This window comes from Alteraurantiacibacter aquimixticola (assembly GCF_004965515.1).
Taxonomy (GTDB): Bacteria; Pseudomonadota; Alphaproteobacteria; order Sphingomonadales; family Sphingomonadaceae; genus Alteraurantiacibacter; species Alteraurantiacibacter aquimixticola.
Window position 1 is genome coordinate 578740 of the sequence record NZ_SSHH01000001.1, and the last position, 14255, is coordinate 592994.

Annotated in this window: 17 protein-coding genes; 7 read left to right on the forward strand and 10 right to left on the reverse strand. The window is 64.4% G+C overall.

Annotated features, from left to right (window positions below; genetic code table 11):
* Positions 1-113 precede the first annotated feature (113 nt).
* A complete protein-coding gene (locus E5222_RS02460) occupies positions 114-1586 on the forward strand; it encodes a class I adenylate-forming enzyme family protein (protein WP_169053453.1) in 1473 nt (490 codons plus the stop codon).
* Between the two features lie 80 nt (positions 1587-1666).
* On the opposite strand, the gene glnA is transcribed toward E5222_RS02460, so the two are convergent.
* The 5 genes from glnA to E5222_RS02485 all read right to left on the reverse strand — a co-directional run bounded on the left by glnA (position 1667) and on the right by E5222_RS02485 (position 6529).
* Positions 1667-3076, reverse strand: a complete 1410-nt coding sequence (gene glnA, locus E5222_RS02465) for a type I glutamate--ammonia ligase (RefSeq protein WP_136692134.1) — start codon at positions 3074-3076, stop codon at positions 1667-1669.
* Between the two features lie 83 nt (positions 3077-3159).
* A complete protein-coding gene (locus E5222_RS02470) occupies positions 3160-3498 on the reverse strand; it encodes a P-II family nitrogen regulator (protein WP_136692135.1) in 339 nt (112 codons plus the stop codon).
* Between the two features lie 276 nt (positions 3499-3774).
* A complete protein-coding gene (gene argC, locus E5222_RS02475) occupies positions 3775-4701 on the reverse strand; it encodes an N-acetyl-gamma-glutamyl-phosphate reductase (protein ID WP_136692136.1) in 927 nt (308 codons plus the stop codon).
* On the reverse strand, positions 4701-5078 hold the full coding sequence (locus tag E5222_RS02480; RefSeq protein ID WP_246021515.1) for an SH3 domain-containing protein: 378 nt from the start codon (positions 5076-5078) through the stop codon (positions 4701-4703). Before E5222_RS02480 ends, argC begins: the two co-directional genes overlap by 1 nt.
* 68 nt (positions 5079-5146) lie before the next feature.
* Positions 5147-6529 carry a leucyl aminopeptidase family protein gene (locus tag E5222_RS02485; RefSeq protein WP_136692137.1) on the reverse strand — a complete coding sequence of 461 codons (1383 nt, stop codon included), beginning with the start codon at positions 6527-6529 and terminating at the stop codon, positions 5147-5149.
* A 49-nt stretch (positions 6530-6578) separates the two neighbouring features.
* Here E5222_RS02485 and E5222_RS02490 point away from each other — a divergent pair, with 49 nt between their 5' ends.
* The 4 genes from E5222_RS02490 (at position 6579) to E5222_RS02505 (ending at position 9110) form a co-directional block, all read left to right on the forward strand.
* Positions 6579-7382, forward strand: coding sequence for a DUF4163 domain-containing protein (locus E5222_RS02490; RefSeq protein ID WP_169053454.1), 804 nt, complete (start codon positions 6579-6581; stop codon positions 7380-7382).
* Between the two features lie 25 nt (positions 7383-7407).
* On the forward strand, positions 7408-8232 hold the full coding sequence (gene map / locus E5222_RS02495; protein WP_136692139.1) for a type I methionyl aminopeptidase: 825 nt from the start codon (positions 7408-7410) through the stop codon (positions 8230-8232).
* A gap of 69 nt (positions 8233-8301) precedes the next feature.
* Positions 8302-8745 (forward strand): YybH family protein, encoded by a 444-nt coding sequence (locus tag E5222_RS02500; RefSeq protein ID WP_169053455.1) that lies wholly within the window; start codon positions 8302-8304, stop codon positions 8743-8745.
* A complete protein-coding gene (locus E5222_RS02505) occupies positions 8739-9110 on the forward strand; it encodes a c-type cytochrome (protein WP_136692141.1) in 372 nt (123 codons plus the stop codon). The genes E5222_RS02500 and E5222_RS02505 overlap by 7 nt, the downstream gene beginning before the upstream one ends.
* On the opposite strand, the gene E5222_RS02510 is transcribed toward E5222_RS02505, so the two are convergent.
* The 3 genes from E5222_RS02510 to ccmA are packed head-to-tail and all read right to left on the reverse strand — an operon-like array spanning position 9103 to position 10726.
* Complete coding sequence (locus E5222_RS02510) at positions 9103-9495, reverse strand: GIY-YIG nuclease family protein (RefSeq protein ID WP_136692142.1); 393 nt, start codon at positions 9493-9495, stop codon at positions 9103-9105. The two genes, E5222_RS02505 and E5222_RS02510, sit on opposite strands and share 8 nt — an antisense overlap.
* The gene (locus tag E5222_RS02515; RefSeq protein WP_136692143.1) at positions 9492-10154 is read right to left on the reverse strand and encodes a heme exporter protein CcmB; all 663 of its coding nucleotides are present in this window, start codon (positions 10152-10154) and stop codon (positions 9492-9494) included. The genes E5222_RS02510 and E5222_RS02515 overlap by 4 nt, the downstream gene beginning before the upstream one ends.
* Positions 10151-10726, reverse strand: coding sequence for a heme ABC exporter ATP-binding protein CcmA (gene ccmA / locus E5222_RS02520; RefSeq protein ID WP_136692144.1), 576 nt, complete (start codon positions 10724-10726; stop codon positions 10151-10153). The genes E5222_RS02515 and ccmA overlap by 4 nt, the downstream gene beginning before the upstream one ends.
* Before the next feature lie 51 nt (positions 10727-10777).
* On the opposite strand from ccmA, the gene E5222_RS02525 reads away from it, so the two are divergent.
* Positions 10778-11068, forward strand: a complete 291-nt coding sequence (locus tag E5222_RS02525) for a 4a-hydroxytetrahydrobiopterin dehydratase (RefSeq protein ID WP_136692145.1) — start codon at positions 10778-10780, stop codon at positions 11066-11068.
* On the opposite strand, the gene E5222_RS02530 is transcribed toward E5222_RS02525, so the two are convergent.
* Positions 11065-13029 carry a S9 family peptidase gene (locus E5222_RS02530; protein ID WP_136692146.1) on the reverse strand — a complete coding sequence of 655 codons (1965 nt, stop codon included), beginning with the start codon at positions 13027-13029 and terminating at the stop codon, positions 11065-11067. The genes E5222_RS02525 and E5222_RS02530 overlap by 4 nt on opposite strands.
* A gap of 165 nt (positions 13030-13194) precedes the next feature.
* Positions 13195-13812 (reverse strand): DNA-3-methyladenine glycosylase family protein, encoded by a 618-nt coding sequence (locus E5222_RS02535; RefSeq protein WP_136692147.1) that lies wholly within the window; start codon positions 13810-13812, stop codon positions 13195-13197.
* An 86-nt stretch (positions 13813-13898) separates the two neighbouring features.
* On the opposite strand from E5222_RS02535, the gene E5222_RS02540 reads away from it, so the two are divergent.
* Positions 13899-14216 (forward strand): 2Fe-2S iron-sulfur cluster-binding protein, encoded by a 318-nt coding sequence (locus tag E5222_RS02540; protein ID WP_136692148.1) that lies wholly within the window; start codon positions 13899-13901, stop codon positions 14214-14216.
* Positions 14217-14255 lie beyond the last annotated feature (39 nt).

Sequence of the window (14255 nt, forward strand, 5' to 3'; positions counted from 1 at the left end):
ATTGGTATAAGCCGGCTGCGCTAGGTATAGCCCCGCGCTGTAGGAAAGCGGAATCGCAAAGGATGGTGCCAGAGCTTGGCAATGCCTTGCCCGTTGTGGCAAGCCTGCCGCCGATGAAACTGCTTTCACCGCTCTACCGGCACCCACAGGATCGTCCGGCTGTCCGGGTTGCGGACGATGTCTTCGATTACGGTCGCCTGACCCGCGATATCGATGCGATGGCGCGCTGGCTGCGCTTGCACGGGCTGGAGCAGGGCGACCATGTCGGCCTCAACCACTACCGCAAGCATGTCACCACCTATTGGGAATGGATCATGCAGCTGGGCTGCCTGCGGGCTGGGCTGGCCAGCTCGATCGAGCTGGGAGCGCGCGCGGCTCAGGATCGCAAGGCGGTGCTGGGCTGGGAGGGAGACTTTGCCAATGCCGATCCCGGGGAGCAGCAGCTGGTGTTCGCGCCACAAGGGTCTGCGCCACTCGACGAACAGCTGGACATCCCCGATGCGGTCCTTCCCGATGATCTGGAGGAGCGCGCCCAGCGGATCTTCCAGACCTCCGGATCGACCGGGCTGCCCAAGTTGGTGCGGCTGGGGCGGGACGTGCTGCACTACCGCGTAGAGCAGGTCTGGCGCAGCGGTTATTTTGGTGCCGATGTCTGCATGCATGCGGCCTTCCGGCTGCTGGTCACGGCCGGCTTTCGCTACCCCCTGGCAGCGTGGCAGGCGGGCGGTGTGGTTGTGCTGAGGGCCCTCGCGCGCGAAGCGGCATCACCGGGGCCCTCTATCGCGGCGGCGAGTTTCATTGCGACTTCGCCTTTCCTCATGAACCAGCTGGCGCAGGCGCTGCCGGGCACCTTGCCCGGGCGGGAGCGCAGGACCATCCAGCTGGTCGGCGGGCGCACGCCGATCGACTTGCGAAACCGGCTGCTGGGGCAGATCGCCGGGCGGGTGCTGGTCGGCTACGGCACGACCGAGACCGGGCTGATCGCACAGGGTCGCAGCGCCGTGCTGGCGCGGCATCCGGGGGCTACCGGCTTCCTGGTCGACGGCGTGGAATTCGAGGTGGTGGACGCGGCGGGATTGCCGCTGCCCATTGGCGAGGAAGGCGATGTCCGTGTCCGCTCGCCCGGCATGATCGAGACGGAGTTGCGCAGCGCGGATGCTGCCGAGGGCCCCGGCTGGCGTGACGGCTGGTTCTATCCCGGCGATCGCGCGATCCTGTTCGAAGATGGCATGGTCGCGGTTACGGGCCGCAGTGCGGAAACGGCCAATCTTGGCGGCCTCACCATCCACCTGCCGCAGATCGAGGAGGCTGTCGCCAGCGTGCCGGGAGTTGCGGGCGTAGGCGCGGTGACGATCAATTCCGCTGCCGAGGACATATTGGTGGTGGGCGTGGAGGCCAAGGCCTCGCTGGACGAGACCGAGCTGCGCGCATCGCTCGCCCGCTTCTTTCCCGCCGAACAGCGCGTGTGGTTCGTGCAGCTGCCGCAGATACCGCGCAGCTCCATGGGCAAGGTTACGCGCGGGGCACTGCGCGATATGCTGAAGCGGGAGCTGGAGGCTTTTCGGAAGGCTGGGCAGACCGCCTGAGCGCAACTCTGTGTTGCACACGAAAAAGGGGCGCCCGGTTTCCCGGACGCCCCTTTTCGTTGGCGAACTGACCGCTGGGATCAGCTGCTGTAATACATGTCGTATTCGACCGGGCTCGGCGTCTGCTCGAAGCGATAGACGTCTTCCCACTTCAGTTCGATATAGGCTTCGATCTGGTCCTTGGTGAACACGTCGCCCTTCAGCAGGAACTCGTTGTCGGCTTCCAGCGATTCCAGGGCCTCGCGCAGCGAGCCGCAGACGGTCGGCACTTCGGCCAGCTCTTCCGGCGGCAGGTCGTAGAGGTTCTTGTCCATCGCCTCGCCCGGGTGGATCTTGTTCTCGATCCCGTCGATGCCGGCCATCAGCAGGGCCGAGAAGGCGAGGTAGGGGTTCGCCAGCGGATCGGGGAAGCGGAATTCGACGCGCTTGGCCTTCTCACCCGAACCGTAGGGAATACGGCAGGAAGCGGAGCGGTTGCGGGCCGAATAGGCCAGCAGCACGGGAGCCTCGAAGCCCGGCACCAGGCGCTTGTAGCTATTGGTGGTCGGGTTGGTGAAGGCGTTGATCGCCTTGGCGTGCTTCACCACGCCGCCGATGTAATGGAGGCAGGTTTCTGACAGGCCAGCATAGCCATTGCCTGCGAAGGTGGGCTTGCCGTCCTTCCAGATCGACATGTGGGTGTGCATGCCGGAGCCGTTGTCCATGCGGATCGGCTTGGGCATGAAAGTCGCCGTCTTGCCATAGGCCTGCGCGACCTGCTGCACGACATACTTGTAGATCTGCACGTGGTCGGCAGTCTGCACCAGCGTGCCGAAAGTGATGCCCAGCTCATGCTGCGCGGCGGCCACTTCGTGGTGATGCTTGTCCATGGGCAGGCCCATTTCGGCCATCGTGGAGACCATTTCCGCGCGGATATCCATGCAGCTGTCGACCGGAGCGACGGGGAAATAGCCACCCTTGGCGCGCGGGCGGTGAGCCAGGTTGCCGGCTTCGTATTCCTTGCCGGTATTGGTCGGCAGCTCGATATCGTCGATGGCGAAGCCCGAGCCGGCATAGCCGTCCTCGAAGCGGACATCGTCGAACATGAAGAATTCGGGTTCCGGGCCGACATAGACGGTGTCGCCGATGCCGGTGGACTTCAGGTAAGCTTCGGCGCGCTTGGCGGTCGAACGCGGGTCACGCGCGTAGAATTCGCCGTTGGACGGTTCCACGATGTCGCAGTTGATGACCATCATCGGCGTGGCGCTGAAGGGGTCGATCCACACGGCATCGAGGTCCGGCTTCAGGATCATGTCGGACTCGTTGATGGCTTTCCAGCCCTCGATCGAGGAGCCGTCGAACATCATGCCTTCTTCCAGCATGTCCTCGTCCACCACGCTGGCGCACATCGACAGGTGCTGCCACTTGCCCTTGGGATCGGTGAAGCGGACATCGACCCATTCGATCTCCTCGTCCTTGATCCGCTTAACGATCTTGGATGCACTCGACATGACTTTTCCTTCCTTGATCACTTGATCTGTGTCGGTTGGTATTGCGGCCGGCTGGTCCCGGCTCGATCTGGTAATGTTGCGGTCTAGATCGCAGCGTCGTCCTGCTCGCCGGTACGGATGCGCAGGGCGGTGGCGATGTCGGAGACGAAGATCTTGCCGTCGCCGATGCGGCCGGTCTTGGCGGCGCCGGCGATGGCTTCCACCACGTTTTCGGCCATGGCGTCCGGCACCACGACTTCGAGCTTCACCTTGGGCAGGAAGTCGACGACATATTCGGCGCCGCGATAGAGTTCGGTATGGCCCTTCTGGCGGCCGAAGCCCTTCGCTTCGGTAACAGTGATGCCGGATACGCCCACTTCGTGCAGCGCGTCCTTCACCTCATCCAGTTTGAACGGCTTGATAATCGCTTCGATCTTTTTCACGTCTGTCCCGTCTTTCGGTCCCGAATATGCCCCTGGCCATGTCCGGCCACCGGCCCGATCAATGTCTACCCGGGCCAATTCATGAAAAGAGGGTTTCAAGAATCATGCCAAGGTCCGGCGCAAGGGGGTAGACAATCGCGCAGCGTTCCGAAAGGGCGGATTCGCAAGAATGGAATCATTTTTGCAAATGTGCCGAAACAAAACTACGGCACGACTAGCTGAAAGTTGCCCAAAATTTTGGCAGAGACCTGCCCAATATTTAGGCAACAACCAACTTTAGAGCCGCAATCCTGCAGTTTCCTCGCAGCCCGCCATCAAGTTGAGCGATTGCACTGCCGCGCCACTCGCACCCTTGCCGAGATTGTCGAGTACGGCCACCAGCCGTGCCTGGTCGCCCGCCTCGTCGGAAAAGACATAGAGCGTCAGCTTGTCGCTGGGTTCGGCGGATTGCCGCAGCAGCAGTTCGGACGGGTTCTCCTCCGCCACTTCGACCACCGGGCTGTCGGCATAATATGCCTTCAGCGTTTCATGCAGCTGCGAGGGCTTGGCGGCCGCGCGCATGGCTTCGAGCGCCACCGGCACTTCCACCACCATGCCGCGATGGGCAGGGATCACGGCGGGCGAGAAGACCGGCGGATGGGCGAGGCCCACCCGCTGCTGCATTTCCGGAATATGCTTGTGGCCCAGCGTCAGCGCATAGCTGCGAAAGGCGATGTCGCGATCCTCCTCAAACCGTTCGATCAGCGACTTTCCGCCGCCTGAATAGCCGGAGACCGCATGGACCGAATAGGCCCATTCGCGCGGCAGCAACCGTTCGCGGATCAGCGGGGTCATCAGGGCGATGAAGCCAGTGGAATAGCAACCCGGATTGCTCACCCGGTCGGCACCTGCGACCACCGGGCGGCCGACGATCTCGGGAAAGCCGTAGATCCAGCCCGAGGCGGTACGATGCGCGGTGCTGGCGTCGATTACCCGGGTCTTGCTGCCCTCATCGATCATCGCCACCGCTTCGCGCGCGGCATCGTCGGGCAGGCAAAGGATGGCGAAATCGGCGAAGTTCAGCGCCTGACGCCGGCATTCGGCATCCTTGCGCTCATCGTTGCTCAGCTTGACGAGGTCGAATTCGGGCCGCCCTGCCAGCCGGTCGGCGATCTCCAGCCCGGTGGTGCCCGCACCGCCGTCTATGAAGACGTTGAAGGCCATCAGCTGACCGGTTCCAGCCGGTCGACATGGACATAACCCACCGGCCCTTCAAGCGAGAGGCAGCCCCAGGCCCATTGGCCGGTAATATCGAGCAGTTCGAAACTGTCGCCTTCCATCAGCGTACAAAGTTCCTTCGCATCTTCCTGCGGGGCGCCCAGCAGCGGCGCGCCGCCGGGCATCACGGTGCGCGGCTGGGGCACGGCGTAATGTGGCACGAAATATTTTCCGGCGAGGCCGATATGCGCAAGGTCCCCGCGCAGCGGCAGGCGTGAGGGATCGGGCCGCACAACCGGCCCGTTGAGCACGAAAGGGCCCTGCGCATGCGTCGGTTTCTGGCTGTCTGCGCCCTGTGTCACCGTATCTACGTCCAAATTCATCCGGCGGCGATTAGACGCGCGCGCGCGTCGCGGCAAGTTCGCTGGCCCCGGGGCTGTTAATGATGTTCTCAGCCGTAGCGCTGCTTCAACACATGAAAGGCCGCGCGCAGGCCCAATGCTGCACCGCCCTTGGGCCTGCCGGGCTTGGCGACGGGCCGCCAGGCGAATGTGTCGAAATGCGCCCATTCGATCCCTTCGCCGACGAACTTGTCGAGGAAGCTGGCTGCAACGCTCGCACCCGCAAAGCCGTTCTTGTGCGTGTTGTTGGTGTCGGCAATGTCGGATTTCAGCCACTCGGCGTAAGCGTCGTGCAGCGGCAGCCGCCAGGGCGCATCATCATGCGCGCGGCCTGCCGCGAGCAATTCGTCTGCGGTCTCGTCGCGGCGGGTAAACAGGGCGGGGAGGTCCGGCCCCACCGCCACGCGCGCTGCACCCGTCAGGGTGGCGAAATCGATCACAAGCTCCGGATCGCTCTCGCTGGCATAGGTCAGCGCATCGCCCAGGATCAGCCGTCCCTCGGCATCGGTATTGCCGATCTCCACAGTGAGGCCCTTGCGGCTGGAGAGCACGTCACCAGGGCGGAAGGAATTGCCCGCAATGGCATTCTCCACCGCCGGGACCAGGCAGTGCAACCGGACCTTCAGGCCGGCCTGCATGACCAGTTTGGCCAACGCCAGCGCATGCGCCGCACCGCCCATATCCTTCTTCATCAGCAGCATTCCGGCGGCCGACTTGATGTCGAGCCCGCCCGAATCGAAGGCCACGCCCTTGCCGACGATGGCGATACGCGGATGGGCATCATCGCCCCAGTTAAGTTCGATCAGTCGCGGCGCATGCTCGCGCGCGGCGGCGCGGCCTACCGCATGGACCATGGGGAAACCTGTCGCCAGGGCATCGCCGCGAACGACGTTGAAACGCGCGCCATGGGCATCGGCGATCGCCTTGGCCTCGGCCTCGATCGCTTCGGGGCCCATGTCTTCGGCCGGGGTATTGACCATGTCCTGCACCAGCGCGGTCGCCTGCACTTCGGCCGCGATGCTGTCGATCTTCCCGACTTCGCCGGTCAGCAATACGCGCGGCCCTTCGGCGTCCTCGTCCTTCATATAACGGTCGAAGACATATTGCCCGCTTTGCCAGCCGAACATGGCAGCGCCCGGTTCGCCCTTGGCGAGGCGATAGGTTCCGGCGGGCAGCCTTTCGGCGAGCTGGGCGAGGCACCAGCTCGAAAGCTGGTCCGGATTGGCGACGCCGCCCACGGCGAACCAGCCCTCGCCATCGGGCACGATGCCGACCTGGTTTCCGCCACCGGTAAACTTCTGCGCCGCCAGCGCCGCGCGCTGGGGGCCGCTCAGCTCCTTGGCGAAGCTGTCGAACCCGTCCTTGTTGACGAGGTGGATCGCGACGGCATCCTGCCCGCGATCCGGCTGGATCAAATCGGTTTTTACGCTCATAAGCGCTCTCTGCCCGCACCGGGCGATTTTGGGAAGCATGAGGATTCGCATGGGGAAAGTTTATTGGGCGCTGGCATCGGGCCTGCTGCTCATGTCCTGCCGCGAGGAGGCACCAGAGCCCCTGCCCAGCGAAAGTGCCGCCGCCACGCCTGTCCCGCCCGAAACGCCCGCCATCGTCAGTGGCGCGCGCGACGTGCGGGAGGAAACGGATGATTTCCTGTTCGAATATTCCTACCCGGTCGAAGCGGGCCGCATTCCCGCGCTCGCCGCCATGCTCGACGCGCGGCTGGAGCGCGAGCGCACATCGCTGGCGCGCCAGAGTGCAGAGGCGCGCGAGGATGCAGGCGATGACGGCTTTCCGTTCAACAAATACTCCACCGGAGTGGAATGGCAGGTGGTCGCCGATACGCCGCGCTTCCTGAGTCTTTCCGCATCGCTCAGCTCCTATTCTGGCGGTGCGCATGGCAATTACGGCTTCGATTCGCTGGTCTGGGACCGGGAGGCCGATGCAGCGCTGGAGCCGGTCGCCATGTTCACCAGCCTCGCCGCTCTGGAAGAGGTGCTGGGCGAAGACCTGTGCGACATGCTGAATGTGGAGCGGGCAACGCGTCGTGGCGAGCCAATAGAGCCGGGCAGCGACGACATGTTCGACCAGTGCGTGCCGCTGTCCGACACGACCATCCTGCTAGGCTCCACCAATGGCCGCGCCTTCAACCGGATCGGCGTGCAGATGGGCCCCTATGTCGCCGGGCCTTATGCCGAGAGTGCGTATGAATTCACCCTGCCGGTAACGCGCGCGGTGATGGATACGGTCAAGGAAGACTATCGCAGCGCCTTCGCCCCTCGCAATTAGCGCGCACAATCGCTACATGGGCCGCATGGTCGAATATCAGAACGTAACTGCAGACACCTCCGTCTATCGCGACGGAACTATCAAGCTGCACGGGCCGGAAGGCTTCGAAGGCATGCGCAAGGCCGGCAAGCTGGCGGCCGAGATTCTCGATGCGCTGGCCGATAAGGTCGTGCCCGGCGTAACCACGGGTGAACTCGACGATTTCGTGCGCGGCATGATGCTGGATGGCGGCGCGGTGCCCGCGACGCTGGGCTATCGCGGCTTCACGCATAGCTGCTGCACCTCGATCAACCATGTGATCTGCCACGGCATTCCGGGCGACAAGGTGCTGAAATCGGGCGATATCATCAATATCGACGTGACCCCGCTGCTCGACGGCTGGCACGGCGATACCAGCCGCATGTTCCTGGTCGGCGATGTCTCCATCAAGGCGCGCCGCCTGGTCGATATCACCTATGAGTGCCTGATGATCGGGATCGAGAAGGCGAAGCCCGGCGCGCGGCTGGGCGATATCGGCGCGGCGATCCAGAGCCATGCCGAACAGCATCGCTATGGCGTGGTGCGCGAATTCTGCGGCCACGGCCTTGGCCGCCTGTTCCACGATGCGCCCGAAGTGGTCCACGCCGCGCGCGCAGGGACGGGGCCGGAGCTGAAGCCGGGCATGTTCATGACTATCGAACCGATGATCAATTCGGGCCGCCCGCATGCCAAGATGCTGAGCGACGGCTGGACCGCGGTGACCCGTGACCGCAGCCTGTCCGCCCAGTTCGAGCACTCGATCGGCATTACCGAGGATGGCTGCGAGATCTTCACTGCAAGCCCCAAGGGACAGCACCAGCCGCCTTATTGATCGGCATCAATGCGGCAAATCGCCGATCCTTCAATCCTGCGTTTGTCAGGATCAAAAAGGAGGATCAGCATGACACGTCGCTTCGTCACCGCCGCCATCGCCCTTGCCACTGCCGCAATGGCATTACCCGCCGCCGCGCAGCAATCGCCTGCCGAGGTGCAGGAACTCGCCAACCGCTGGACCGCCGCCTATAACAGCGTGGACGTTCCCGCCCTGTCGGATCTCTATTCCGACGATGCGGAACTCTACATCCATCGCGAGGGGCGCTTTATCGGCCGGGCGTCGATCGGCGATTACTGGGCTGCGGACATGGACCGCGCCAATCCCATTACCGTTCTCAACGTCACCGATAGCGTTGTCGACAACGAGATGATGCTGGTACACGGCAACTATCAGGTGCTCGATCGCAATACCGGCGTCCCTCTGGGCGGCGGTCGCTTCGCGCATATCTGGGTGCTGGAGGAAGACGGATGGGAACTGGATCGGGACGTGTGGGTGGACCTGCAATGGTAAGGATGGCGGCTGCGGCAGGGGCGGCTGCGCTCCTGCTGGCGGCCTGCCAGACTTATGGCGGGGAGGACGCTGTGCAGGCGACCCCGGCCAAACCTGTCGGCGGTGATACCCATGCTCTGGCGCAGGCGGCCTGCGGCGGGTGCCATTCGATCGAGCGGTTCGGCCTCTCCGCCAATCCGGAGGCGCCCGAATTTCCCACCATCGCCAACCGGCCGGGCCTGACCATTGCCACGCTCACCAACTGGCTGCGCGATGCGCATAATTATCCCGAGGAAATGGACTTCTACCTCGATGACGATGAGGTGGCCGCGCTGGCGAATTACATCCTCACGCTGGAAGACGAGGACTACCAGCCGCCTATCTGAGGTGGAGCAGGTGCGCTTCGCACCGCCTGCAATCCGAACTGCCGAAGCCTGGCAGCGGGAGATGGGCGCCCGCTGCCAGCAGGCGTTCGACCAGCGCGCATTCGCTGCCGCCGGGAAAGGCGAGGGCGGTGATGTCGCTCGCCGCCACGGTCAGCTGGTCGACATGCCAATGCGCCGACTTGTCGTGCCGCATATGCCGGCCCACGCGGGCGGCGATCCCGCCCGGCCCATTGGCGCTGCCGCAATAGGCATAGCGGCCAGCGGGCAGGGTGAAGTCTCTCCTGCCGAAACGGCCGCTGGTCTCGCCTTCAAGATATAGCAGGAGGACATAGGCGCCCTTGGCGGACGAAACCGGTGCCGCGTCGGAAAGCAGCGAGGCGATCATCCTTCGCGCGCAGCCCTGATGGCAGCGCCGCCAGCGAACGGGGCAATGGCGACCAACGCCAGGCTGATCGCCGCCGTCAGCGCCAGTCCGCCTTCTCCTCCGGTCGAGAGCGAACCCGCGCCGAAGATCAGCAGCGGCACGGCGAGCGGGATCACCAGCAGGCCGGACAATGCCGCGCCGCCGCTCCTGAGACCCACGGTCACCGACGCGATGATGACGCCGATTGCGGCAAGGCCGGGCGTGCCCGCCAGCAGGCCGATCTCGACGATCCGCAAGGTCTCGCCATCAATGCCCACGAGCGCGGAAGCAGGGATCGCCGCGAGCATCAGAAAGGGGCCGAAGCTGAGCCAATGGGCGAGCAGGCGGATCGCCACCACCATTTCCTCGGCAATGCCGCGCAGGGCCCATTGGTCGAAGAAGCCTGCCTCCACATCGCTCGCCAGCAGGCGGTCGAGCGGCAGGATCGCGGCGAGCAGGGCGGCAACCCAGATCACCCCGCCGCCGGTCTGCGCCAGCAGCGTGGGATTGGGGCCGATGGCAAAGGGATAGAGCATGGCGACGGCCATGAAGAAAAGCAGCGGCAGTAATGTGCCCCCGCTCGCCGTGCCGGGCAGGAAGCGGGCGAGGTCGCGCTTCAGCAGGGTGGCGAGCGCACTCACGTCGCGAACTCCGCCAGTTCCAGCCGCGCCATTCCCTTGAGCTCGAAACGCTGGTGGCTGGCGATCAGCGCAATGCCGCCCGCCGCGCAGTGATCTTCGACCAGCTTCTCGGTCAGCGCCACAGCGTCGGTGTCGAGACCATTGAGCGGCTCATCAAGCAGCCAGACCTGTGCCTCCTGCCCCATCAGCCGTGCGATCGCCGCGCGTTTGCGCTGGCCGGTGGAGAGATAACGCACCGGCACGTCGAGCAGCGGCGCGAGGCCGAGGCGGTCGAGCGGCGCGCTGCCGGTGTCTAGCGCCGACCAGAAGGCCAGCGCCTCGCCCAGCGGCTGGTGTTCGTCGAGCGCGGGCTTCTCGTCCAGCAGGCCGATACTGCCTTGCCGCTCCACCTCTCCCGAAAAGGGCCGCAGCAGTCCGGCAAGGATGCGGATCAGGCTGGACTTGCCCATGCCATTGGCGCCCGCCACCTGCAGCGCCTGGCCGCTTTCGAGCGCGAGCGAGAGTCCCGCAAACAGAATGCGGTCGCCCCGGCGGCAGGCAATATCCGTCGCTGTAAGGCGGCACGCTTCCATGCGGGGCAGCGTTAGGGCAGAGTCCCGGCGGCGACAAGCAAGGTGGACCACATGGCAGTTGAACAGCTAACCGCAGACGAACGCGAAAAGGCGCTGGCCGCGCTGCCGGAGTGGACCTTGCGCGAGGATGGACTTGCGATCATCCGTGCCTTCAAGTTCCGCGATTTCAACGCCGCTTGGGGCTTCATGAGCCGCGTCGCGCTGCTGGCGGAGACGCATGACCACCACCCCGAATGGTCGAATGTCTACAACCGGGTGGAGATCACGCTCACCACGCATGAGGCCGGCGGGCTTTCGCTAAGGGATGTGGCCATGGCCAAGGCGATCGACGCTCTGGCCTAGCCCAGCCCCTTCACCAATTCCTCGCCGGTGCGGATATCGGCGGTGGACTTGCCCAGCACATCGCCGATCTTCTCCGCGCGCCCGCCAAGGCAGGTGGCAAGGAATCCCTCGACGATCGCATTGAAGGCGATGTTGTTTTCCGGGCGGTGGAAACCGTGGCCCTCGTCCGGGAAGACGACATAGGTGACGGGAATGCCGTGCCCTTCCATCGCGCCCACGATCTGGTCGCTTTCGGAAATCTTCACGCGCGGATCGTTGGCGCCCTGGCCGATCAACAGCGGCTTCACGATATCCTTTGCGCGGTAAAGCGGGCTGCAATCCTTCAGCAGCTGCTTGCCTTCCTCGGTGGTCGGATTGCCCATCCGTTCATGGAACTGCTTCACCATCGGTTCCCAATAGGGCGGGATGGTCTCCAGCAATGTCTCCAGGTTGGACGGTCCGACGATATCGACGCCGCAGGCAAAGACCTCGGGCGTGTAGGTGAGGCCGACCAGCGTGGCGTAGCCGCCATAGGAGCCGCCCATGATGGCGACCTTGTCCTTGTCGGCAATCCCGGCATGGACCGCCCAGTTTACCGCGTCGACCAAATCGTCATGCATGGTCTTCGACCATTGCAGATTGGCCGCATTGATGAAGTCCTTGCCGAAACCGGTCGAGCCGCGGAAATTGACCGACAGCACCGCATAGCCGCGATTGGCGAGCCATTGATGCGTGCGGTTGAAGCCGTAACCGTCGCGCGCCCACGGGCCGCCATGCACCAGCAGCACCATGGGCAACGGGGCGTCGGGCACGCCGTCGCCATTGTCGTCGCTCGCGGCCGGCAGGGTGAGGTAGGAGGGCAGGGTCAGCCCGTCGCGCGCGGGGATCTCGCGCGGATGCATCGGCTGCAGCGGCGTGCCTTCCAGTTCCGGCTTGGTGACATAGAAAGGCGTCAGCCTGTCTGCCGCGCGGTCATAGATGTAGCTGCGGATGGGAGCGGTCAGCGGGTCGTTCCAGACGAGCCACTTCGTGTCGTCATCGGTACGGCTCTGCACGCCGAAATCGCCGTCCAGCTGCTCACGCAGCCAGTCGAGCGAGGACTTGATGCCCTTGTCGATGCAATGCCACTCGGTGCGCAGGTAAGTGACCGCATAGGCCTGCAACTCGCCCGTCACCGGATGGCTCAGGCTACCGCCGATATCGGCGCGATCATCCTCTGCAATCAGTGTGCGCTCGCCCGTCTCGGTATCCTGCGCGAAGAGCGCGCCGGTATTCCGCCCGCGGCTGTCACGCCAGTAGAGCGTCTTGCCGTCGGTGGTGTAGCCGCCCATGCCCGAGGTGAGGGAATCGTCCATCGGGATCACCTCGTCCGGCTCGGCCGAGATGTCCCCGTCGGTAATCATGTGCAGGTCCAGCCCGCCTGCGGCATTCTGCCGCTCCGCCCAGCGCAGGGTCAGGCTGTCATCGGCGGTGAAACCGGCCCACTCATTGTTCTCGAACACCAGCTCCAGCGCGCCGGTGGTGAGGTTGAGTATGTGGACGTCATGGAAGCGCGGGTCGCGATTGTTGAGGCCGACCAGGATGCGGTCCTTGATCGTCTCCGACGCGCCGACGATCTGGATGCGGGTATTCTCGAACGGGGTCAGGCAGCTTTCCTCGCCGCTGGCCACATCGACCTTGTAGAGCAGGTAATTCTCGTCCCCCTCCTTGTCCTGCACATAGAGCAGGGCGGAGCTGTCCGGGGACCAGAAATATTGCGGGATCGGGCGATCCTTCGCATGTGTCATCAGCCTTGCATTGTCGGGATCGTCAAAAGGCGCGCACCAGACATTCATCACCCCTTCGTGCGGGGCCATCCAGCTGAGGAACTTGCCATCGGGGCTGAGCTTGCCGCCCGAACGGACGGGATTGCCGAACAGCGCATCGCGCGAAATGAGGTCGATATCGGCGACACGGTCTGCGGCGGTCGTGGGGGTGGTCATGCTCTCTCCCGGTATTGGACGTCCCGGCCCCAGTTAGGGCCATGCGCCAGAATTACAATTCGTCATCGCGAGGGGCGGAGCCTCGCGGCGATCCAGGGCGGCACCAGGAAACCCTGGATTGCCGCGTCGCCTTGCGGCTCCTCGCAATGACGATTGTGGAGTGCGTTAGAGCGCCGGATTGTCGTAGCAATGCCAGGTGAAGATCGCGAGCGCGCCGCGATGTGGGCGCCAGGGTTCGGACATGGCGCGCGTGGCCTTTTCGTCGGGGCGCTCTTCCAGGCCGAGGATCTTGCCGATACCGGCCATCACCGCGAGGTCCCCGGCGGGCCAGATATCGGGGCGCCCTTCCGCAAACAGCAGGTAGATTTCCGCCGACCAGCGGCCGATGCCCTTGATGCGGGTGAGGTCGGCAATCGCCTCCTCGTCATCCGTAGGCAGGTTCTCGAGGTCGAGTTCGCCCGCGCCGACCAGCTCGCACAGACTGCGGGCATAGCCCTGCTTCTGTCGCGACAACCCGCAAGCGCGCAATGTGTCGAAATCGCGCCCGAGAAGCTCGTGCGGGTCCATCGCCTCGCCCAGCTCGGCTTCCAGCTTGCGCCACACACTGCTTGCCGCCGCGACCGAGACCTGCTGGCCGACAATGGTGCGCAGGAGCGTGCGATAGCCGCGCTCGCGGATGCGCGGTTCGGGAAGGCCGGCCAGATCCAGCGCGCGCGCCACGGCAGGTTCTACCGACGCCACATGCTCCAGCCCCTGTTTGATCTGGTCCGCCTGCAATCCCATATCCGCTCCGCCAAAACCGCTTGCTTGCCAATATTGCCGCGATTGCCTAGCAGCCGCGCAGACAAGAGATAGGGACAATTATCGCCATGCCAAAGCTGATCGTCGTGAACCGTGCGGGTGAGGAATCCACCGTCGATGCCGCCAGCGGCCTGACCGTGATGGAAGCCATTCGCGACAACGGCTTCGACGAATTGCTGGCGCTGTGCGGCGGCTGCTGCTCCTGCGCGACCTGCCATGTCCATGTCGACCCGGCCTTCAAGGACAAGCTGCCCGCGATGAGCGAGGACGAGAACGACCTGCTCGATTCCAGCGACGACCGGGACGAGAATTCGCGCCTGTCCTGCCAGATTCCCTTCACCGACGATCTCGACGGGCTGAAGGTGCGCATCGCCGAGGAAGACTGACTTCACGGGGGCCAAGCGCAAGTCCGGTTGCGTCACGCG